This window comes from Bradyrhizobium sp. NAS96.2 (genome assembly GCF_001908235.1).
Lineage (GTDB): Bacteria > Pseudomonadota > Alphaproteobacteria > Rhizobiales > Xanthobacteraceae > Bradyrhizobium.
Window position 1 is genome coordinate 23958 of record NZ_LGHK01000215.1, and the last position, 23128, is coordinate 47085.

General features: G+C 65.1%; 14 protein-coding genes. 3 read left to right on the top strand and 11 right to left on the bottom strand.

From position 1 onward, the window contains the following. Positions 1 to 548 precede the first annotated feature (548 nt). Together AC628_RS35035 and AC628_RS35040 are read left to right on the top strand one after the other, a co-directional pair. Entirely contained in the window at positions 549 to 2795 is a 2247-nt protein-coding gene (locus tag AC628_RS35035; protein WP_074131263.1) for a TOMM precursor leader peptide-binding protein, read from the top strand. A gap of 93 nt (positions 2796 to 2888) precedes the next feature. Beyond that, positions 2889 to 4265 (top strand): SagB/ThcOx family dehydrogenase, encoded by a 1377-nt coding sequence (locus AC628_RS35040; protein ID WP_074131264.1) that lies wholly within the window; start codon positions 2889 to 2891, stop codon positions 4263 to 4265. A gap of 113 nt (positions 4266 to 4378) precedes the next feature. On the opposite strand, the gene AC628_RS35045 is transcribed toward AC628_RS35040, so the two are convergent. The 4 genes from AC628_RS35045 to AC628_RS35060 form a co-directional block, all read right to left on the bottom strand. Further along, positions 4379 to 5437 (bottom strand): S1C family serine protease, encoded by a 1059-nt coding sequence (locus AC628_RS35045; protein WP_143201970.1) that lies wholly within the window; start codon positions 5435 to 5437, stop codon positions 4379 to 4381. 293 nt (positions 5438 to 5730) lie between these two features. Beyond that, on the bottom strand, positions 5731 to 6180 hold the full coding sequence (locus AC628_RS35050; RefSeq protein WP_074131266.1) for a gluconate 2-dehydrogenase subunit 3 family protein: 450 nt from the start codon (positions 6178 to 6180) through the stop codon (positions 5731 to 5733). An 8-nt stretch (positions 6181 to 6188) separates the two neighbouring features. Then, positions 6189 to 7790, bottom strand: coding sequence for a GMC family oxidoreductase (locus tag AC628_RS35055; protein ID WP_074131285.1), 1602 nt, complete (start codon positions 7788 to 7790; stop codon positions 6189 to 6191). A 163-nt stretch (positions 7791 to 7953) separates the two neighbouring features. After that, positions 7954 to 9177 carry a cytochrome P450 gene (locus tag AC628_RS35060; protein ID WP_074131267.1) on the bottom strand — a complete coding sequence of 408 codons (1224 nt, stop codon included), beginning with the start codon at positions 9175 to 9177 and terminating at the stop codon, positions 7954 to 7956. A gap of 234 nt (positions 9178 to 9411) precedes the next feature. Here AC628_RS35060 and AC628_RS35065 point away from each other — a divergent pair, with 234 nt between their 5' ends. Beyond that, a complete protein-coding gene (locus AC628_RS35065) occupies positions 9412 to 11046 on the top strand; it encodes a flavin-containing monooxygenase (RefSeq protein ID WP_074131268.1) in 1635 nt (544 codons plus the stop codon). Positions 11047 to 11487: 441 nt separating this feature from the next. Here the strand turns inward: AC628_RS35065 and AC628_RS35070 are convergent, their stop codons facing one another. From AC628_RS35070 to AC628_RS35100, 7 genes are all read right to left on the bottom strand, one after another. Continuing rightward, on the bottom strand, positions 11488 to 14790 hold the full coding sequence (locus tag AC628_RS35070) for a carboxyl transferase domain-containing protein (protein ID WP_074131269.1): 3303 nt from the start codon (positions 14788 to 14790) through the stop codon (positions 11488 to 11490). 208 nt (positions 14791 to 14998) lie between these two features. Continuing rightward, the gene (locus tag AC628_RS35075; RefSeq protein ID WP_074131270.1) at positions 14999 to 15883 is read right to left on the bottom strand and encodes an ABC transporter permease; all 885 of its coding nucleotides are present in this window, start codon (positions 15881 to 15883) and stop codon (positions 14999 to 15001) included. Continuing rightward, complete coding sequence (locus AC628_RS35080) at positions 15880 to 16836, bottom strand: ABC transporter permease (RefSeq protein ID WP_074131271.1); 957 nt, start codon at positions 16834 to 16836, stop codon at positions 15880 to 15882. Before AC628_RS35080 ends, AC628_RS35075 begins: the two co-directional genes overlap by 4 nt. Before the next feature lie 4 nt (positions 16837 to 16840). Then, positions 16841 to 18388 carry an ABC transporter substrate-binding protein gene (locus AC628_RS35085; protein WP_074131286.1) on the bottom strand — a complete coding sequence of 516 codons (1548 nt, stop codon included), beginning with the start codon at positions 18386 to 18388 and terminating at the stop codon, positions 16841 to 16843. An 18-nt stretch (positions 18389 to 18406) separates the two neighbouring features. Then, positions 18407 to 19411: an ABC transporter ATP-binding protein gene (locus AC628_RS35090; protein WP_074131272.1), complete on the bottom strand. Its 1005-nt coding sequence runs from the start codon at positions 19409 to 19411 to the stop codon at positions 18407 to 18409. Further along, positions 19408 to 20484 (bottom strand): ABC transporter ATP-binding protein, encoded by a 1077-nt coding sequence (locus AC628_RS35095; RefSeq protein WP_074131273.1) that lies wholly within the window; start codon positions 20482 to 20484, stop codon positions 19408 to 19410. Before AC628_RS35095 ends, AC628_RS35090 begins: the two co-directional genes overlap by 4 nt. Then, entirely contained in the window at positions 20484 to 22907 is a 2424-nt protein-coding gene (locus tag AC628_RS35100) for a CaiB/BaiF CoA transferase family protein (protein ID WP_074131274.1), read from the bottom strand. The genes AC628_RS35095 and AC628_RS35100 overlap by 1 nt, the downstream gene beginning before the upstream one ends. Positions 22908 to 23128: the final 221 nt, after the last annotated feature.

Here is a 23128-nt window from a genome sequence, read left to right on the forward strand (position 1 = left end):
GCGAGGAAGAACTGGCCGACGTCAGCCTCGCCACCTTCCACCTCAATCTCATCGACCATGGAAGCGTCGCGGGCGGTGTGCTGCTCGCGCGGGGATGCGGTGGTTGTCATGGCTGCGGAGGCGCCAGAGGTTGCGGAGGCTGCAGAGGCTGCGGCGGATGTAGAGCGTGCAGAGGTTGCCGCTGCGGCGTCGGTTGCGGTGGATGTGGCGGCTGCGGCGTCGGCTGGATCGGGATAGGCGTGCCATGGGTGACATGCGCAGGGTGCTGTGCATCGTGGGGCCGCTGCCGCTGGTGCTAGGAAGCAGCGCTCCCTGATTATGCATCGACACGTCGCGATTTCATTGGCCGGGCCCGCGAACGACCCGGCCATTTTCTTGCTGTCGTTGCGACCTTTACCGCGCCTGGCCGGCCAGCTTGCCGATGGCGGGCGAGTGTGATCCAACTTATTCGAAGAATAGTCGAGCTCGGCGCACAAGTTGAGCGGGACTGTGGTTTGCCGAGCGTCGGCAACCGGCAGTGACGGGAACAGGATCGGCGTGCTGACCCGATGACAGTCAATCGCAAGAGCCGCGCCGCGAGGCAGACCCGCAAGGGCGTCTTGCGCTTCGCGCCGAACTTCACCGCCTATGTCATTCCTCCCAATGTGGTCTGTCTTTATTCCGAGACTCGCAAGTTCTTCCTGCACGGCGATCTGTATTGTGCGGTAGCCGCGGCGATCGGAAAAAATGGAAAGGCTGCGCCAGAGATCGTTCGCCGGCTTTCAAAGAGTTTTCCCGCCGACAAGGTCGAGGAAGCGATCAGGCGGCTGTTGGAGCGCCGATACGTCGTTAATGGAGCATCGCACGCATTCGCAGGCGCCGTTGATGGATATTGGGCAAGCCTCGGCCTGCCTCCCGAGGTTGCGGACCAGAATCTCCGCGATTGCCCCGTGCAGGTGGAATCGATCGATGTCAAAGGCGCTGGGGAACTGAGCGCGGCCTTGAGCAAGCTTGGCGTTCGGATCACCAAGCGGTCACCCAAGCTCATCATCACGCTGGTGAACGACTACCTTGATCGGCGGCTCGCCGCGCTGAACGGGGAGCGCGCCGCCGCTGGGACGCCGTGGCTCCTGGTACAGCCATCCGGCGTGATTCCGCTGGTGGGACCCGTGTTCAAGCCGGGCCAGAGCGCCTGCTGGACTTGCCTGTTCGATCGCATGATACGCAATCGGGAGATCAAGGGATTTCTCGATCGCGGACCGGCGCAAGCGGTCGCCGTATCGCCCCTGGTCCACGACACCGTTGGACAGACCGCAGTCCACTTCGCTGCCCTGGAGATCTCGAAGGCGATTGCCTCGGGCTTTCGCACCGACCTGCGCGATCACATTGCAAGCTTCGACCTGACTGGTGCCGTCATCGCCAAGCACTTCGTCGCGAAACGCCCGCAATGTCCGACTTGCGGCAGCAAGAAACTGCAGAGCCCGCGCCGGGCGGCAACGTCGATCGAGATTGTCGAGGGCAGAAAGCTCATATTCACGAGCGGCGGATACCGCACCGTGACGTCGCGAACCACCGTAGCGCGGTTCCGCAAACACGTCAGTCCGCTGACCGGCGTCGTTTCGCGGCTCGAGCGGATCGAGGCCGATCTGCCGATGAATACAAATTTTTTCGCCTACCACAACTTCTCCGCGCCGGCCTGGAACGTTGACCAGCTCAGATCCGGACTGAGCGGCGGCAGCTTCGGTAAGGGTTCCACAGCCGAGCAGGGTGAGGCCAGCGCGCTGATGGAGGCGATCGAGCGCTATTCGGGCATTTTCCAGGGTGACGAGATCAGGTCGAAGCGCCGCTTTACCGATTTCGCTCCCGGTGACGCTCTTCTTCCCAACGACGTTCAGCTCTTCAGCGACACGCAGTTTCAGAACAGGCATGCCCCGCAACCGGACGATTCACACCCGGTTCCTGAGCCGTTCGATCCCTCGACAAGAACCGAGTGGTCGCCGGTCTGGTCGTTACGCGACAAGCGTTTCAAATATCTTCCGACCGGCCTACTGTATTTTTTCTATGGCGGCTTCCACACGGATTCCAACGGATGTGCGGCCGGCAACACCCGTGAGGAAGCCATCGTTCAAGGCTTCCTCGAACTGGTCGAACGCGATGCCTACGCCATCTGGTGGTACAATCGGCTGCAGCGTGCCGAAGTCGACCTCACGCAGTTCGAGGATTCCTATGTGCGGGACCTGCAAGCCCAGTTTGCCGATGCGGGGCGCAGGCTGTGGGTGCTCGACATCACCAGCGATCTCGGCATTCCCTCTTACGTGGCGGTCACGCACTGGATGCAGAACGGACACGAAAATATCGAGTTCGGCTCCGGCTCGCATTTCGATCGCCGCATAGCCCTGCTGCGTTCCCTCACAGAGCTGACCCAGTTCATGTCAATTGGCATGATGGGCGGCGGAAGCGGCGAGAAGCCGACGCTTGACGGTGTTACGCCGCTGCGACTTGACGATTATCCCTTCCTGATCCCCAGCGACAATCCGATCGTCCCGCCGGCACCGAGCCTCAAGGTTCACGATAATACGAGCGACCAAGTCAATGCCTGCATCGAGATTGCCACCGGCGCGGGACATGATTTCCTCGTGCTCGACCAGACGCGGCCCGACGTCGAAGTCCCCGTCGTCAGAGTGCTCGTTCCGGGCTTGCGGCATTTCTATCGCCGCTTCGCGCCCGGCCGGCTTTACGATGTTCCGGTGAAGCTTGGATTATTGGACCGCGCGCGACCGGAAAGCGAACTCACTCCGTTTCTTCCACACACCTGAAGGCTGGCCTCCGTGCGCGTTCTCCGGAAAAGGCCGGCCAAGAAGATCGCACCAGTCATCGCCGCCCGATTGAACGGTCGTTTTTCCCTTCATATGCAGGCGGACGGAAGCATCGCCGCGGCCATCGGCAGCTACACGGTCAATCTGGGACATTTCAGCACGGCGGCGATCGACCGTGCGGGACATCTCACCTCCGGCCTGCCGCTCGCCTCCTTTGCCGGCAAGAGCGTCCTCGCGAGGCAGGTTCATGCCCTGGTGCAGCGACTGGCGCGGCAAGGGCTTCTCGAATACCGCCTCTCCTCGCCGCGCGACGAGCAGGACCTCGTGGTCATCGAGCCGCAGGTCGCCGAGTACTGGCCGCAACCCGCAAAGCTGGCGAACGGTGATACCATCGCGTTGTCGCGCTTCGCCTATCTGCGCCGGCGCGGCAACGAGATGGTGCTGGAATCGCCGCGCGCCGGGGCGCTGTTTCGGATTTGCGATCCCGCGATCGCTGCCACCCTCGCGGCCCTGTCGCAGCCCCAGAAGATCAGCAAGCTTCGCCGCCACGCCACCTCCTTGAACCTCGATCTGCTCGGATTGCTGCTCGACAGCCGGATGCTGATCAAGCTCAATACGAAAGACGGCGACGGCCTTCGGGTGAATGAAGGCGACGGCAATCTCGTTCTCTGGGATTTCCACGATCTCGTGTTTCACACGCGGAGCACGGAGGGCCGGCATGCCGATCCAGTTGGCGGCGCATTCACCTATGCGGGCGTCGTTCCGCCGCTGCCTGCGATGCGTCCGCGTTGGCCAGGCGAGAAGATCGCCCTCCACAAACTCTCCACGCCGGAGCCGATCTCGCCCTTCGCGAAGCTGTTGCGTGAACGCCATTCAATACGAGATTTCGACGACCAGCACCCGGTCACGCTCGCCGAACTCGCACAGTTTCTCGACACCACCGCCCGCGTGCTATCGGAATGGAAGAGCGGCGCGGATTTTGACGGCGGTCCTGAAGTCACCTACAGCGCGAGGCCTTATCCATCGGCGGGCAGCGCTTACGAGCTGGAATTGTACCTGGCGGTCTCGAACTGCGAGGGGCTTGCGCGCGGATTTTACCACTACGATGCGGGCGGTCACGCACTGGTAGCAATCGGCGCTTCCGCCCAGCAGCTCCAGGCGCTCTCGACGGCGGCCGAGTTTGCCATGGACGCGCCCGGCCCGCCGCAGGTCCTGATTACGATCGCCGCGCGTTTTGGGCGGGTGTCCTGGAAATACAGCTCAATCGCATATTCGCTGATCCTGAAGGATGTCGGCACCATGATCCAGACCTTCTATCTGGCGGCGACTGATATGGGCCTTGGCGGCTGCGCCATCGGCACGACCGACATCGATCTGTTTGCGAAAATCACCGGGCTCGAATTTCATGTCGAGAGCCCGGTCGGTCAATTTGCGCTCGGACGCGGCAAGAAACCGCTGGCCGCAACTTAGAGGGCCAAGCCCGTTTTTTGGCGTAACCTCAAGGACACTCTCCCCTCACATCCGCCTTCGCCAAGGCTACGGCGGACATGACAGGAGAGGGTGCATCGCGCGCGCGGATGGCATCACTGCTTCGCGGGCTTGCGCTCGATCGGGTGGATCTCGATCGCGCGCAGGCGGCCGAGGCGGAGCACGTCCATCGACAGCGTGCGGTCGATCCGGCTGTGATCGAGCGCGCGGATCAGGTCGTCGACGCCGTTGATCTCTATGCCGTCGAGCCTGATCACGACGTCGCCCGGCAACAGCGCCGCGCGCGCGGCCGGGCTGTCCGGCTCGATCTGCATCAACAGCGCACCCATCTTGTTCTCGACGCCGGCGAGCACCGCATGCCGCCGCGGCACCGGCGCGGTCTGGCCGGCGACGCCGATATAGGCGCGGCGGACATAGCCGTGGCGGATGATCTCCGACAGCACGAACTGCGCGGTGTTGCTGGCGACCGCAAAGCAGATGCCCTGCGCGCCGTTGATGATCGCGGTGTTGATGCCGATCACCTCGCCCTTCGACGACACCAGCGGTCCACCGGAATTGCCCGGGTTGAGCGCGGCATCGGTCTGGATCACGTCCTCGATGGTGCGCCCGCTGACCGAGCGGATCGAGCGGCCGAGCGCCGACACCACACCGGCGGTGACCGTCGATTCGAAGCCGAGCGGATTGCCGATCGCGACCACGAGCTGGCCGCGCCGCAGCGTCTTGGAGTTGCCGAGCGACGCGTAAGGCAGATCGCGCGCGCCATCGGCCCGCAGCAATGCGAGGTCGGTGTCGGGATCGACGCCGAGCACATGGGCGTCGGTGACGAAGCCCTCGGTGTCGCGCAGCCGGATCTCCTTCGACGATCCGACCACGTGGCTGTTGGTCAGCACGAAGCCGTCGGGCGAGATCACGATGCCCGAGCCGAGCCCGCCGCGCTCACGCGCATTGCGCACTTTCGGCCCGGTTTCGACGCGGACCACGGCCGGGCCGACGCGGTCGGTGACGTCGATCACGGCATTGGAATAGGCATCCAGCAAAGCCCGGTCGTCGACTTGAGATGCGGCTTGCACATCCACTTGGGCATCCACTCGGGCAGCATCAGCCGTTCGCGGTGACGTCGTGTCACCGGCGGCATCTGAGGTAAAATCCAGCATGGCGAGAGTCCTTTGGTCCCCTCAGATGGTGACCGGCTCCCGCCGCCGCAAGTGGTTACGCCACCCACCTGCCCGGTTGGCTAGGGCAAGATGAGTTTGGATCGAATCGGCTCGGCCGCGCACTTGCTGCACCTCTCCCCGATGGGAAGAGGTCGATTTGCGAAGCAAATCGGGTGAGGGGCCGCAGCTCCAATGAGAGACCGTAAACCCTCACCCGGCGCGAATGCGCCGACCTCTCCCAAGGGAGAGGTGAAGGTCCGCCATTGGTGCAGATCAGCCTGATCTCGTCAGGCCTAAGTCGCCCGCCGCAGCGTGCCGCCGCGCGCCTTGACCGGATCGAGCAGCGACCAGTCGCCGTCCGGCAGCACGTGGCCCTTGGGGAATGGCGCGCGCAGCTCGAGCCCGAGCGAGCGCAGCACGCGGTCGTCGCGGTAGTAGCATTGCAGCACCACGCGGACGAGCGTCGCCGCGGCCGCGCCGCCGTGCTTGCGAAACTCCTGCGCCACCGCGTCGCGCCTGGCTTCGTCGAGCTCGGCGAGCGGTTGGCCGGCGAGATCAGCCAGATGGTCCAGCGCCTGCGCCACCAGCGCGGTATCACGGCCGAGCGTTGCCAGCATGTCGGCCTGGATCGCGGCATCGTCCGCACCGGGCACCTTGTACTCGTCACTGGCAGGAACGATCATCGCGGCGACGGTGCGGAGATCGGCGCGCTGGGCTGCGGTCAGTTGTTTTGCATCGGACATGGACGGTCTCAATCGAACAGATTGGCGAGGCGCTGCTTCATCTGGTCGGCGATGTAGAGCGCAAGGGCCTGGATGGTGGAGGTCGGGTTCACGCCGCCCGAGGTGACGAAGATGCTGCCGTCGACGATGAACAGGTTCTTCACGTCGTGCGAGCGGCCCCATTCGTTGACCACGGAGCGCGCCGGATCTGTGCCCATCCGCGCGGTGCCGAGCAGATGCCAGCCGCCCCACGGGATCGGATCGTTGATGCAGATGTCGGTGGCGCCGGCGGCATCGAGGACTTCCCGGCCGCGCGCCAGCGCATGGTCCATCATCTTCCGGCTGTTGGCTGAGATCGTGTAGTCGATCTTCGGCGCGGGAATGCCATGGCTGTCCTTCAGCACGGGATCGAGCGTGACGCGATTGTGCTCCTCCGGCAGATCCTCGCAGATCGCCGAGACCGCGAGGCGATGCCCGTTCAGCCTGCGGAATACGCGGTGATGATCCTTGCCCCAGGGCAGGATGCCCTTCTGCTCGCTCGCGACTGCCTCGAACACCGGCCCGGCGCCGCGGCCGAACTGGATGCCGTAGCCGCGGACGAAGCCGCGCGACAGATCGGTGTCGTAGAACTCCTTGCTCCACAGGCAGGTCGGCGGCGCGCGGTTGCTGTCCGTCGGCTCCTTCACGAAGCCGTAGATCTGCGCATAGGGGTGGAACATCAGGTTCTTGCCGACCAGGCCGGATGAGTTGGCGAGGCCATTGGGGAATTTCCCCGACACCGAGTTGAGCAGCAGCCGCGGCGTGCCGACGCCGTTGCAGGCGATGATCACGACCTCGGCCGGTTGGAATTGCTCGACGCCGTCCTTGTCGTAATAGACGACGCCGGAAGCCATGCCGTGCTCATTGGTCAGGATCTCGCGCACCCTGCAATGGGTTTTCAGCTCAACACCGGCGCGGATGGCGTGCGGCCAATAGGTGATGTCGGTCGAGGCCTTGGCGCCCTGTGCGCAGGCCGGCGTGCAGTGGCCGAGATTGATGCAGCGCGCCCTGCCCTCATAGTCCATCGTCGCGACCGTGGTGTCCGACGGCCACCAGTGCCAGCCGAGCTTGTTCAGAGCCTTGCCGAGCAGCGGGCCGGATAGCCCGAGCGGCTGCGGCGGCATCGGCGGGTGGCTCAGCGGCGACAGCGGATCGCCCGACAGGCCCGAGACGCCCATCATGCGATCGTTCTCCTCGAAGAACGGGGTGAGCGTGTCGTAATCGATCGGCCAGTCGTCGGCGACGCCGTCGAGCGTCTTCACCTTGAAGTCGGAGGGATGCAGCCGCGGCCAGTGTGCGGTGTACATCACGGTCGAGCCGCCGACAGCGTTGAAGTTCACGACCTTGATCGGCGAATTGTCGTCATTGATCGGATAATCTTCGGGCCGGCGGCGAACGTTGGGGCTGGTCGCCCACTCGCCGTAGAACTTCGCCTCCCAGTCGCGCCCGGTACTCGGATATTCGGCAGGATTCATCCAGCCGCCCTGGTCGAGGCAGAGGATATGCATCTTGGTATCGGCAAGGCTCCAGGCCACCGCAGCGCCGGAGGCGCCGGCGCCGATGATCAGGACGTCAACGGGATCGTTCTTCATTCTTTTTTCCTGGTAGCTCTCCTTCGTCATTGCGAGGAGCGGAGCGACGAAGCAATCCACGCTTCCGCGCATGACGCACGATGGATTGCTTCGCGGAGCCTGTCATCCGGCGGCGCTTCGCGCCGACCGGGTGGCTCGCAATGACGGGGATGGCGATAATGCCTCAATTCACGATTCTCACCGGCAAGCTTCGTATACCGCGGATGAAATTGGAATAGAGCCTTTGCGGTGGGCCCATGATCTCAAAACGCAGATCACGCGCCAGAACCTCCTCCCAGAGGATGCGCAGTTGCTGCTCGGCGAGGCGGTCGCCGACGCAGCGGTGGATGCCGGCGCCGAAGGCGAGATGCTGGCGCGGCTTGGCGCGGTCGATGATGAATTCGTCGGCGCGCTCGATTTTGTCCTCGTCGCGGTTGCCGGAGATGTACCACATCACCACCTTGTCGCCCTGTTTGATCCGGCGGCCGGCGAGCTCGACATCGTTGCGCGCGGTGCGGCGCATGTGCAGCACCGGCGTGTGGTAGCGAATGGTCTCGGACACCAGGTTCGGGATCAGCTCCGGCCTTCCGCGGACCAGCTCGAACTGCTCGGGGTTTTCGCACAGCGCCATCAGCCCGGCCGACATCGAGTTGCGCGTGGTGTCGTTGCCGCCGACGATCAAGAGCCCGATTGTGCCGATGAACTCGCGCGCATCCAGATTCCGCGTCGCCGGCGAATGCGCCAGCATCGAGATCAGGTCGAAGGTCGGCGGCGCGTCGATCCGCGCGTCCCAGAGTTTGCGGAAATATTCTCCCATCTTGATCAGCTCGGCGGTGCGTTCGGCCTCCGAATGCACCACGGCGTCCGGGGACTCGACGTTGGCGATCGCAACATCCGACCACCAGGTCAGCTTGGCGCGATCTTCCGAGGGAAAATCGAACAGCGTCGCCAGCATCATGTTGGTCAGGTCGACCGAGACCCGCTCGGCCCAATCGAAGGTCTCGTTGCGCGGCAGCGCGTCGAGCACGCTGGCCGTACGCTGGCGGATCAGGGCATCGAAATTGGCGAGGTTCGACGGCGCCACGATCGGTGCCACCGTGCGGCGCTGCGCGGTGTGGCCGGGCGGGTCCATGCGGATGAAGCTCGGCCGCTCCTGCCCCTTGGGCTGGTCAGCGACCTGGATACCGCCGAGCTCGGAAGCCGAGGAATAGTTCTGGTGGTCGAGCTCGACCGCGAAGATGTCGTCGTAGCGCGTCACCGACCAATACGGGCCGTAAGGTGAAGCCTCGCAATAATGCACGGGATCATCGCGGCGGAGCTGCGCGAACAGCGGACGCCAGGTGTCATCCTGATAGAGCCGGGGATTGCTGACGTCTGACGACGTCGGCCTGCGCAGCGCCTCTCCCATCGCCTCACTCCCGCTGGTTCCGTCGCCGCTTGCCGGGCGATCGCCTTGTCGCCCCGACGATAGCGGGTATCCCGCGGCTGAGTAAAGCCGCGGAACGGACAGTCCGCCGCGCGGAATGCGCGCAGGCCGGCAGCCCCTGGCAAATCGCGATAGCTGCCCCGCACTTCGATGTTTGTCGGTAGCAGCGAGACCGGCTAGCCTTGCCGCAATCAACCCATCAGGGAGCGACGACAGGTGGCCGCATCGCACCAGGACAACAGCCCCGAGACGGCTGCGCTGGACTACGACGTCATCATCATCGGCGCCGGCCTGTCCGGCATGTACCAGCTCTACCGGCTGCGCGAGCTCGGCCTCAGCGCTCGCGTGTTCGAGGCGGGCACCGGCGTCGGCGGCACCTGGTACTGGAACCGGTATCCCGGCGCGCGCTTCGATTCCGAAAGCTATTCCTATGGCTACTCGTTTTCGAAGGAGCTGCTCGAGGAATGGGAATGGTCGGAGCATTTCGCCGGCCAGCCCGAAACCCTGCGCTACTGCAATTACGTCGCCGACAAGTTCGACCTGCGCCGCGACATCCAGTTCGAGAGCCGTGTCACGTCAGCGATCTACCAGGACGAGACGCGGAACTGGCGGATCACGCTGGAAAGCGGCGCGCAGCACAGCTGCCGCTTCCTGATCACCGCGATCGGGCCGCTGTCGACGCCGACCCTGCCGCGCGTCGAGGGCCGCGACGATTTCAAGGGGCAATCGTTTCACACCGCGCGCTGGCCGAAGCAGAAGGTAGATTTCACCGGCAAGCGCGTCGCCGTGATCGGCACCGGCGCCACCGGCATCCAGACCATCCAGACCATCGCGAGCGAGGTCGGCCACCTCACCGTGTTCCAGCGCACCGCCAACTGGGCGGCCCCGCTGCACAACGGCAAGATCGACGCGGAGACGCAAGCCAGGATCAGGGCCGGCTATCCCGAGATCTTCGCGCGCTGCAAGGAGACCTTCGCCTGCTTCGTGCATACGCCCGATCCGCGCGGCGCGTTCGAGGTGAGCGAGCAAGAGCGCGAGGCGTTCTACGAGAAGCTCTATGGCGAGCGCGGCTTCGGCATCTGGCAGGGCAATTTCAAGGACATCCTGATCGACCGCGCGGCGAACGCGACGATCAGCGATTTCGTCGCACGCAAGATCCGCGAGCGCGTGAAGAACCAGGCGGTGGCCGAGAAGCTGATCCCGAAGAACCACGGCTTCGGCACGCGGCGGCTGCCGCTCGAGACCTTTTATTACGAGGTCTACAATCGCGACAATGTCGACCTCGTCGATATCAAGGAGACGCCGATCGAGCGGATCACGCCCGAGGGCATCCGGACGACCGAGAAGGACTACGCCTTCGACATCATCATCTACGCCACCGGCTTCGACGCCATCACCGGCAGCTTCGACAAGATCGATGTTCGTGGCGCGCACGGCGCGCGGTTGAAGGAGAAATGGACGCACGGGCCCGAAACCTATCTCGGGCTGATGGTCGACGGCTTCCCCAACATGATGATGCTGATGGGCCCGCACACCGCGCTCGGCAACATCCCACGCAGCATCGAATACAGCGTGGATTGGGTCACCGGCCTGCTCCGCTTCGCGCAAGCGAAGGGCCTGACCTTCCTCGACGCTACGCCCGAGGGCACCGCCGGCTGGACCGATCATGTCAAGGCGCTCGGTGTCGGCCTGCTCTCCAACGAGGTCGATTCCTGGATGACCGGCATCAACCGCAACGTCGAGGGCAAGCAGACCCGCATCGTCGCCCGCTACAGCGGCAGCGCGCCGGCGTACCGCGCGCGATGCGATGCGGTGGCGGCGCAGGGGTATGCAGAGTTGAGGCTGGGGTAGCACGCGCAATGACCAGAGGCGCCTCCTCATCCACGCTGTCGTCCCTGCGAAAGCAGGGACCCATACCCCGCGGCGGACGTTTCGAAGGGACTCGTCGTTCCAGCATCGCCAACCAATAGCCATTTGTGGTTATGGGTCCCTGCTTTCGCAGGGACGACACCGAGCTTGTTGCACGAGTGATGCGCCCGCACCGGACGCCGGGTAGGATGGCTAGAGCGAAGCGAAACCCATCAACTCATCCCGGCGCCAGAACGATGGGTATCGCTTCGCTCCACCCATCCTACGGCTTACTGCCGTCGTCCCGGCGAAAGCCAGGACCCATAACCACCGCATTCGTTGATGAACAAGACAGCGGCCCCAGCGTCGCACAACGATTGAGATTTGGGGTAATGGCTCCTGGCTTTCGCCAGGACGACACCGCATCTACATATCCGGCTCACATCACCACGCATCGATGCACGGACGCTTCCGGTGCGTCCGCGGCTCTACCTTCGGCACCGAGCGCAGGCCGGCCATGATCCAGTGCCTGGTGTCGGCGGGGTCGATCACCTCGTCGATCTCGAGCACCGAGGCGATCGAGACCGCCTTGCCGTTGGCGTAGAGCTCGGCGACCTTGGTCTGGAAATACTTCTCGCGCTCGACCGGATCGGCGATCGCTTCCATCTCCTTGCGGAAGCCGAGGCGGACATAGCCTTCGAGGCCCATGCCGCCGAATTCGCCGGTCGGCCAGGCCACCGTGAAGAACGAGGCGTGGAAGCCGCCACCGATCATCGATTGCGCGCCGAGACCGTAGCCCTTGCGCAGCACGATGCCGAACAGCGGCACCGTGATGCTGGCGCCGGTGACGAACATCCGCGCGACGTGGCGCACGATCGCGGTCTTCTCGGCCTCGGGGCCGACCATGAAGCCCGGCGTGTCGCACAGCGAGACGATCGGAATGTCGAAGGCATCGCACAGTTGCATGAAGCGCGCGGCCTTGTCACCGGCCGGCGCATCGATCGCACCGCCGAGATGCTTCGGATTGTTGGCGATCAGGCCGAACGGCTTGCCTTCGATGCGGATGAAGGCCGTGATCATGCCGACGCCAAAATCCCTGCGGATCTCCAGCACCGAGCCTTCGTCCGCGATCAGGTCGATGACGTTGCGGATGTCGTAGACCCGCAGGCGATTTTCCGGGATCGCGCGGCGCAGCAGCCGCTGGTCCGGCGCCTTCCAATCGGCGACCGCGCCCTGGAAGTAGGACAGGTATTTCTGCGCCACCGTCGTCGCCTCTTCCTCGTCCTCGACCAGGATGTCGATCACGCCGTTCGGCGACTGGAATGAGACAGGGCCGACCTCGGCCGGATGATAGATGCCGAGCCCGCCGCCCTCGATCATCGCCGGACCGCCCATGCCGATCGAGGCATTTTTGGTGGCGATGATGACGTCGCAGACGCCGAGCATCGCGGCATTGCCGGCGAAGCAATAGCCCGAGACCACGCCGACCACGGGCACGAGCCCGGAGAGCTTTGCGAACTGCACGAAGGACGGTCCGTCGAGGCCGGTCATGCCGAGCCGGTCGGTATCGCCGGGACGTCCGCCGCCGCCCTCGGCATAGAACACCAGCGGCATGCGCCACTGCTCGGCGAGGCCGAGCATGCGGTCGATCTTCTTGTGGTTCATGTGGCCTTGGGTGCCGGCCAGCACGGTGTAGTCGTAGGAGATCACCATGCAGCGTGCGCCGTCGGCGCCGAAGTCTTTCGCATTGACGGTGGCGACGCCCGCGATCAGGCCGTCGGCCGGCGTGTTCTTGATCAGGTCCTCGACCTTGCGGCGGCGGCGCTGCGCTGCGATCGCGAGCGAGCCGTATTCGACGAACGAACCCTCATCGACCAGCTGCGCGATATTCTCGCGCGCGGTGCGCTGGTTGGTCTTGCGGCGCCGCTCCACCGACGCCGGACGGTTCTCGTCCAGCGTGATCGCCTTGCGCGTGATCAGTTCGCCGAGGTCGGGGCGGATGTGATCGAGATCGATCGCGGCCTCCTCTGCCGCGGTATGGCCATCAACCTCGGCGGGCTCCAAGAACAGGATCGGCTCGCCATGCATCAGCGTGACGCCGATGCCGCCCGCGATCTTCGTCACGCGGCCGCCATTCGGCGCGGTGACGAGATGCTCCATCTTCATCGATTCCAGCACCGCAATCTGCTGGCCGGGACGGACCAGATCACCCTCCGCAACCTCGATCGCTACGATCGTGCCCTGTAGCGGCGCCGGCACCGGAAGCGATCCTTCGGGCGCCGCCTCGGCCGTCACAGTCTTGGTCGCGGCCGCATCGCTCACCTCGAGCAGCGGCGCAGCATGCTCATTCGCGGCGCCGACCAGCGCCGCCACATGGGTATCGATGAAGTTGGTGCTGATCTTGTTCCGACCAAAGCTCTGATGCGCCAGGATGGCGCCGAGCAACGGGATGTTGGTGGCGACGCCGCCGATGCGGAATTCGCGCAAGGTGCGCGACGCCTTGTGCACCACGTCGGTCCATTTCGGGCTCGGTGAATGCACGATCACCTTGGCCAGCAGCGAGTCGAACGCGGCACTGGTCCGGTAGCCGGAATAGCCGAACGTATCGACGCGGACGCCGGGGCCGGACGGCAGGTCGAACACGCTGAGCGTGCCGCCGGTCGGTTTCGTCAGCCCCTTCTCGTCCATCACCTCCATGTTGACGCGAAGCTGCATCGCATAGCCGCGCGGCAGCGGCACGGCCGATTGCGCGAGGCCAAGCGAGGCCAGCGTAGCGCCGGCGGCGACGGCGAGCTGCGAGCGCACGAGGTCGATGCCGAGCACCGCTTCGGTGACGGTGTGCTCGACCTGCAGCCGCGGATTGGCCTCGATGAAGGCGAAGGCGCCCTCGCCTTCGCCGGCTTCGTCATCGACCAGGAATTCGAAGGTGCCGAGATTATCGTAGCGCGCAGCGGTCGCGAGCTGCTTGGCCGCCTCGATGATGCGGGCGCGCAGGCTCTCACTGAGCGACGGGCTCGGCGCCACCTCGATGAGCTTCTGGTTGCGGCGCTGGATGGTGCATTCGCGCTCCCAGAGATGGCTGATCGTGCCATGGCGGTCGCCGATGATCTGCACCTCGATATGGCGGGCCTTCCGGATCAGCCGCTCGACATAAACAGCATCGCTGCCGAACGCCGCCTTGGCTTCCGACTGGCAGCGCGCATAGGCCTCGTCGAGCTTCGCTGCGTCCTCGACCACGCGCATGCCGCGCCCGCCGCCGCCGGCGATCGCCTTGATCATCACGGCGGCATTGGCGCCGAGCGAGGCGAAGAAGGCCTTTGTCTCGTCGAGCAAGGTCGCGCCTGTCGTGCCGGCGATGATCGGCACGCCGCATTTTTTGGCGAGCGCCTTCGCCTTGGCCTTGTCGCCGAACAGATCGAGCGCTTCCGGGGACGGACCGACGAAAGTGATCTTCTCCTCGGCGCAGCGCCGCGCGAGCTGGGTGTTCTCGCTGAGGAAGCCGTAACCCGGATGCAGCGCGTCGCAGCCGGCAGCCTTGGCCGCCGCGATCACAGCCTCGATATCAAGATAGGCGCGCGCCCCGCGACCCGGGATCTCGCGCGCCTCGTCGGCGGAGCGAACATGGAGCGAAGCCGCATCATCGGCCGGATAGACCGCGACCGTGGCAAGGCCGCTCTCGGCGGCGGCGCGGGCAATGCGGATGGCGATCTCACCGCGGTTGGCAATCAGCAATTTCTTGAACGACATGATGGTTCCGTGAGTTTGCTTACCTCGCCCCGCTTGCGGGGAGAGGTCGAAGCCGAAGCGAAGCGTAGGCTTCGGGTGAGGGGGAGCCTCCACAAGTGAGCTCGCGGAGAGTCCCCCTCACCCGAAATTCGCGCTGCGCGCCAATTTCGACCTCTCCCCGCAAGCGGGGCGAGGTGAAAGAGCACGCGCGGCCGAGGGAGAGCATGCTCTAACGATCCTTCATGGTCGGATCGAGCACGACACGCAAGGATTCTCCGAGCGCATTGAACGCCAGGGAGACGACGAGAATGGCAAGGCCCGGCGCATACATCTGCTCCGGGGCGATTTCCATGTATTGATAGGCGCGTGCCAGCATGGCGCCCCAACTCGGGTCCGGCGGCTGGATGCCGAGGCCGAGGAACGACAGGCTGGCTTCGGCCAGCAGCGCGGCCGCAAGCAGCAAGGTCACCTGCACGATGACCGGCTGCAGCGTGTTCGGCAGCACGTGGCGCCACAGGATGTGCCAGGTCGGCGCGCCGAAGCCCCTGGACGCGTCGACATAGAGCTCCTGCCGCACGATCAGGGTGCGGGCGCGGACGATGCGCGCCAGTGCCGGAAACATCGTGATGCCGATCGCGATCATGCCGTTGGTGAGGCCAATGCCGAGCGCGCCGGTGACCGCGATCGCCAGCACGATGGCGGGGAACGACAGGAAGGTGTCGATGATGCGGCTGATGACGTCGTCGATCCAGCCACCGAAATAGCCGGCGATCAGGCCGACCGGCAGCCCGATCAGGACTGCGACGCCGACCGCAAGCAGGCTGGCATAGACGGTGGCCGGCGCGCCGTAGATCAGCCGCGAGAAGACATCGCGGCCGAGATCGTCGGTGCCGAGCAGATGCGAGGGCCCCGGTGGCGCCAGCATGTTGTTGACGTCCTGTGCGGTCGGCGCATAGGGCGCAATCCAGGGCGCGCCGATCGCGACGACGACGAGCACCAAAAGCACCAGGATCGACAGCGCGGCACGCAGATCCCCAGCGAGCCAGCGCAGCAAACGCCGCAGCCGGGTCGGCCTGGCCGGTGCTTTCAGGGATGCGAGCGCGGTGTCGGTCATTGCTCGATCCTCGGATCGACCGCGGCGCACAAGAGGTCTGTGATCAGATTGACCGCAATCACCACCACCACCATGGTGAAGACAACGCCCTGCACGATCGGGAAATCGCGCTGGATCGCGCCGCGCACGATCAGGCTGCCGAGGCCGGGAATGGCGAACACCGCCTCGATCACCACGGTCGCCGCCAGCATGCGGTTCACCAGCAGGCTGATGATCGTGAGCAGATTGACGCTGACATTCTTCAGGCCGTGCTGCCACAGGATCCGGGATATGGAGAGGCCCTTGGCATGCAGCGTGCGGACATATTGCGATGACAGCACCTCCAGCAGCGCGCCGCGCAGCTGACGCGCCACCTCGGCCATGCCATAGGCTGCGATCGCAATGGCAGGCAGCAGCGCGTGCCGGACCGCGTCGACCGGCGAGACGCTGAAGGATTTCGCGCCGGTCGCCGGCAGCCAGTTCAGCTTCAACGAGAACTCCGCGACCAGGATCATCGCCAGCCAGAAGCCGGGCACCGCGACGCCGAGCGAGGCGATCATGCTGATCAGCTTGTCGACCCAGCCGTTCGGCTTGATCGCGGCCATCACGCCCATCGGAATACCCGTGATGAGCGCCAGCACCAGCGCGATCACGACGATCAGCAGCGTGTTCGGGAAGGCACGGCCGATCGAGTCCGCGACCTTCTCGCCGGTCAACAGCGATTGCGACAGATCGCCCTGCACGACATGGCCAAGCCAGGCGCCATATTGCACCAGGAACGGCCGGTCGAGACCGTAGATCTGCCTGATCTCGGTGATCCGCGCATCGGTGGCATTGTCGCCCGCCAAGGTCACGGCGATATCGCCGGGCACCAGCTTGAGCAGCGCGAACACCATAAAGGTCGCGAGCAGGATCACGGGCAGCGCCTGCACCAGGCGGCTGCCGATGACCTTGACCGGTGACCGTCGCGCCATGGGTTCAGCCTTCCAGCCAGACGTCGTCGTATTTCGGCTTGCCGAGCAGATTGGGCCGATAGCCCTGCACCTTCTTGTTCATCGCGACCAGCTCGAACTGGAACGCCAGCGGCACCACGAAGGCATTCTCCATCACCAGCCGCTGCACGGTTGCGAACGCCTTGCGCCTGACCTCGATATCTTCAGACGCACGCGAGTCCTTGATCGCGGCCACCAGCTCCGTCGGGACCGGCGCGCGGCCGCCATTGTAATAGGCGTCCTTGGTAAACATCAGCGAATAGGTCAGGCTCGGATCGGGCCGGCCGGTCCAGGCCGCAAGCAGGCCGGAGCCCTTCTTCTCCGGACCGAAGAACGCAGCGGAGGCTTCCGCGATCGGCGCGTTGACGAAGCGCACATTCATGCCGGCCTTGCGGAACTGCTCGATCAGGATCTCCTCGCGCTGCACCGAATCCTGGTCCGAATAGCCGCCGATCTCGATCGGAGTGCCCTCCTTGAAGCCGGCCTCGGCGAGCAGCTTGCGCGCCTTGCCGGGATCGTAGGGATAGAGTTTTGCGACCTCGGCGTTATAGGCCCAATGCGACTTCGGCAGGTTCATGTAGGCGGGTTCGGCGAGGCCGGCGAGCGCGGCCTTGACGAAGGACTCGCGATCGATCGCGAAGTTCAGCGCCTGGCGCACCTTGACGTTGTCGAACGGCGGCTTGGCCCAGTTCAGGAAGATCTGGAATACGTAGAGCGTCGGGCCGTGCACCACCTTGACGCTGGAGGCGCGCTCGATGATCGCCTTCTGCCGCGGCGGCAGCTGATAGATCAGATCGTTCTGGCCCGCCGAAACCGAACGCGCGCCCGTCGTCAGTTCCGGAATAATCGAGAATTCGATGCCGTCGGGATAAGGCCGGTCCGGCTTCCAATATTTCGCGTTGCGCTTGACCACGATTTTCTCGCCATCGGCCCAGCTCACGAACGCATAGGCGCCGGCGCCGACCGGCTTGCGCGTCACGACGCCGCCCTCGGCGGCCTTCAGCGCCGCCGGCGACACCATCATGCCGGCGCGGTCGGAGAGGATGCCGGGCAGCGCGGTATCCGGCGTCTTCAGCTTCAAGGTCACCTGCTGCGGACCGGTGACCTCGACCGATGCGACCGACAGCAGATCGGCCTTGATGTTCGACTTCGCATCGCTGCGGTTACGATCGAGGTTGAACTTGACGGCCTCCGCGTCGAGCGGCGTGCCGTCATGGAACGTGACGCCTGAGCGGATATTGAGCACCAGCGTGGTGGGATCGGTGAACTTCCAGCTCTCGGCAAGCCCCGGCTTCGGTTTCAGCGTGTCGAATTCCCATTCGGTCAACGTGTCGTACATCGTGAACAGGAAAGCGTGATCGGAGCCGGCGCCGCCGGTCGCGGGATCGAGGCTCGACGGGTTGGCGGGCGCCGAGATCCGCAAGGTGCCGCCCTTCTTCGGCGCGCCTTGTGCGAACGCGCTGCCGCCGAGCGTGGTGCTGGCCAATGCGCCGGAGATCAGTGCCATGGCCTCGCGTCTGGTCGTCATTGTCATGGCATGAATCTCCAATTGCTAGTTCGGCGAAAAATTCGGGCGGTCGGCGAAATGGCAGGCCACCCAGTGATCGGACTTCAGCTCGCGCCACTCCGGCACACGCTCGGTACAGAGCGGCTGCGCATGCGGGCAGCGGGTGCGGAAACGGCAGCCTGACGGCGGATCGATCGGGCTCGGCACCTCGCCCTGCAGCACGATGCGGCCTTCCTGCCGCATCGCCGACGGCAGCGGCCGCGGCTCAGCCGACAGCAGCGCGATCGTGTAGGGATGCAGCGGTCGCTCGGCGACCTCCTCAGTGGGTCCGAGCTCGACGAACTGGCCGAGATACATCACCGCGACGCGCTCGCTGATATGCGAGACCACCGCGAGGTCGTGGGTGATGAAGACATAGGTCAGGCCGAGATCGCGCTGCAGATCGGCAAACAGGTTGAGCACGTCGCCGCGGATCGACATGTCGAGCGCGGCCACCACCTCGTCGCAGACGATCAGCTTTGGCTTCAAGGTCAGCGCGCGGGCGATCACGACACGCTGCTTTTGCCCGCCGGAGAGCTGGTGCGGATAGCGCTCGCCGAATTCCTGCGGCAGCCCGACGCGCTCCAGCGCCTCCCGCGCCTGCCGCTCGCGCTCGGCACGGCTGCCGACACGAGCAAGCTCCAGCGGCTCAAGCACGGAAGCCAGGATGGTCATGCGCGGGTTCAGCGCCGCGTTCGGATCCTGGAAGATGATCTGGTAGTCGCGGCGATGGTTCTGGAATTCCGTGCGCGATAGTGCCGTCGGGTCGATGCCATCATGCAGGATAGCGCCGGCGCTGGGATTGAGCAGGAACACCAGCGCACGGCCGATCGTGGTCTTGCCCGAACCGGACTCGCCGATGATACCGAAGGTCTCGCCGCGGCGGACGTCGAAATTGACGCCGTCGACCGCCTTGACGGTGGCGCGGCGGTCCGAGGTCTGGAAGCGGACCTGGAGATCGCGCACCGAGACGATGGGCTCGCGGCGCTGTTCGGCGGATGCTGCGGTCATTGGGTCGCGACCTTCGCAGCAGCCGGAGCGTCGGGCGGATGCAGCGCGCCCGGCAGGTTGAGCTCGGCAAAGCGATGACAGCGCACTCTTCTGCCTCCGCCGGCATCCTGCAGCTTCTGCTCGGCCTCGCAGCCTTTGGTCGCATGCGCGCAGCGGGCGCGGAAGCGGCAGCCGGCCGGCATCTCAGCGATCGACGGCACCCTTCCCGGGATCGACGGCAGCCGGCCGTGGCGCGGGCTCAAATGCGGCAACGAGCGCAACAGTCCCGACGTATAGGGATGCAGCGGCCGCACCAGCGCCTCGTCGACGCTGGCGTCCTCGATCACCTCGCCGGCATACATCGTGATCATCCGCGTGCAGGTCTCGGCGACGACGCCGAGATCGTGGGTGATCAGCATCAGCGCAGTCTTCGAGGTCTCGCTGATGTCGCGGAGCAGTTCGAGGATCTGCGCCTGCACGGTGACGTCGAGCGCGGTGGTCGGCTCGTCCGCGATCAGGAGCTGCGGCCCGCAGATCAGGCTCGCCGCGATCATCACGCGCTGGCGCATGCCGCCGGACAATTGGTGTGGATAATCGTCGATCCGCCGCTCCGGCGAAGCGATGCCGACGCGGCGGAGCATCTTGAGCGTTTTGGCGCGCGCTTCCTCCTGGCCGATGTTGCTGTGGACGCGCAGCGTCTCGGCGATCTGGTGGCCGACGGTGAACACCGGATCGAGCGCGCTCATCGGCTCCTGAAAGATCATCGCAATCCGCTTGCCCCGGATCGCGCGCATCTGCCGCGCGCTGCAGGAGGCGAGATCGACGCCGTCGAACAGGATCTTGCCATCGAGGCCGGCAAAATTTCCCGGCAACAGCCGCAGGATCGAAAGGCCCGTGATGGTCTTGCCGCAGCCGCTCTCGCCGACAATGCCGACGCGCTCGCCGGGTGCGATGTCGAAATCGATCCGGCGCGTCGCCTGCCAGATGCCTTGCGTGGTCTTGAAACGGATGCCGAGCCCGCGCACGGAGAGCAGCGGCCGCGCACCGTCGCGCGCACCCTCCGCCCTGCGCTGTGCCGGCTGGCCTGCCTCCATCAACCCGCCGCCCGCTTCTTCTCTTTCACCAGCTGCTCCTCCATCAGCATCTCGGTGCCGATGATGCCCTCGCGCGTGAGCTCCTCGACCTCGGCATCGGACAGGCCGAGCATGCCGGACAGGATCTCACGATTGTGCTCGCCGAGCGTCGGCGGCACCGAGCGGATCGCAAACGGCGCCTCGCCTTCGCGGAACGGCATCGACGGCTGCGGATGTTTGCCGATGAAGGCGCGATCGACCTGCTGGATAAAGCCGCGGGCGTGGAGCTGCGGGTCCTTCAACAGATCGATCGGCAGCCGCGCGACGCCGGACGCGACACCGGCGGATTGCAGCGCGGTCATCGCCGCATCCGCGTCGCGCGACGAAGTCCAGGCCGAGATCGCTGCCTCGATCTCAGCCTCGATGGCGCGGCGGCCCGCCGCCGTCTTGAGCGTCTCGTTCGTCGCCCAATCGTCGCGGCCGAGCAGCCGCGCAAGTTTCGGCCACATCGCGTCGTCAGATACCGCGACCACGATCCAATTGTCGTCGCCGTCGCAGCGAAAGCAGCCATGCGGCACGAAATCCGGATGGCGGTTGCCATACTTGGCCGGCGGCTTGCCGTCGATCGAATGCGCAACGATCCAGGGTGCGGCGAACGGCATCATGCATTCGATCTGCGCGAGATCGATGAACTGCCCCTGCCCTGTGAGCCTAGCGTGGATCAGCGCGGTCAGTACCGCGACAGCGCCATTGAGACCGCCGACGGCGTCGCCAAACGCGGTGTGGCTCATGACGGGCGGGCCGCCGGGATCGCCGACTACGCTCGGCAGGCCGGAGCCCTGCTCCAGGGTCGAGCCATAGGCGCGGCAGTCGCGGTGCACGCTGCCGACGCCGAACGCCGACATCGACATCATCACGAGCTTCGGATTGATCTTGCTCAGCACCTCATAGCCGAGCCCGAGTTTCGGCAGCACCTCGACCGAATAATTGTCGACCACGAGATCGGCATCGGCGAGCAGGCGTTTTGCAAGCGCCAGCCCCTTCGGCCGCGTCAGGTCGAGCGTGATGCCGCGCTTGTTGCGGTTCATGATGCAGTAGCGCACCGACTTCTCGTACATCTGCTCCAGCACATAGGCCGGGCGCCGATCGACGCCGCGCCACCAGTCCGGATACTGCGTCGCCTCGATCTTGATCACGTCGGCGCCGAGATCGGCGAGCGTGCGGGTGCAGATCGGCCCGGCCCAGCCCATCGAGAAGTCGACGACGCGGATGCCCGCGAGCGGCAAGCGATTGGTTACCGCCGGCTTCGGCACCGGCACGCGCGGCGCGGCCTCGTGCCTCGCCTGCTGCTCGCCGATATCAGGCACGCGGCCACCGCGCAGCGGCGGCGTTGCCGTCAGCCGCTGCATCGTACCGGCGCTGAAGCCAGCCTCGTCGCCGACCGTGATCGGCACGATGGCGCCGCGGGCGCGCTTCTCTTCGTCGGCGATGAGATCCGATATCTCCGGCACCGGTACGATCGGGATCTTGCGCTTGAGACCCTCAGTGAACCATTCCTGCGCGGTGCGCTGCTTCAGCTTCGGCAGGATCTTGCCTTCGATCTCGGCGACGCGCTGCAGCCGGTCGACGCCCATGACCAGCGTCGGATCATCGCGCAATTCGTTCAGCCCGAGCATCTCGCAGAACGCGCGCCATTGCGCCGGGGTCACCGTGGTGACGCCGAGCCAGCCTTGCTTGGTTTCGTAGATGCCGACCGGAAAGGTCGGCCAGAACCGGATGACGCCGATCCGCCGCATGATGTCGCCGCGCTGGAACGCCTCGAACATGATGTATTCGGTGACGGCGATGCTGGCCTCGAACAGGCTGAGATGGCTTTCCCGCCCGCGGCCGTCCTGCATGCGGCCGAGCACCGACGATGCGGCGGCGATGAAGCCCCATAGCCCGCCCAGGATTCCGATCTGGAAATCCGGCGCGTGCATCGGCGGCCCCTGCTCGGGGCCGACCAGCTTCACGAGGCCGGTCAGCGCGCGGATCGTGGAATCGGTCGCCACATAGTCAGCGTAGGGACCACGATCGCCGAACCAGGCGAGGTCGAGATGGATCAGGCCCGGGTTGTCGCGCTTGATCGCAGCGAGATCGATATCGGGACAATCGGCCGCAGCGATGCCGCGACCGTCGAGCAGGATGTCGCAGCTTTCGATCAATTCGCGCAGGCGCGCCGCGTCACTCTTAGCGAGCACAACACTCGATTTGTTGAAATTGAGAAACGCAAACCATGCGCTGTGCCCTTGCGGCGTCAGCGGCGCGGTGCGGCGAAGCGGATCGCCCTCGGGCGGCTCGATCTTCTGCACATCGGCGCCAAAATCGGCGAACAGCCGCGCGCAATAGCTCGTCGCCGCAGCACTTCCGATCTCGACAATCCGCAGATGCGACAACGCGCCCATCAGGCTTCCTCACCAACATGACCAGCCGGCGACAGCAGCTGATTCAGTTTTCTTGTTGGGTGAACTTGAAGCCGCGCCGACTGTGTGATGCAAGTGGAATTTTCTTCCGCTTGACGGAATTAGCGGAATTTGGCTGCGCTTGGCGCTTCGCGCGAAACGACGATTGTGCAGCCAATTGCAGGTGAGCTGCGCTTCGAACCAATGTTGCAGCGAGCTCGAAA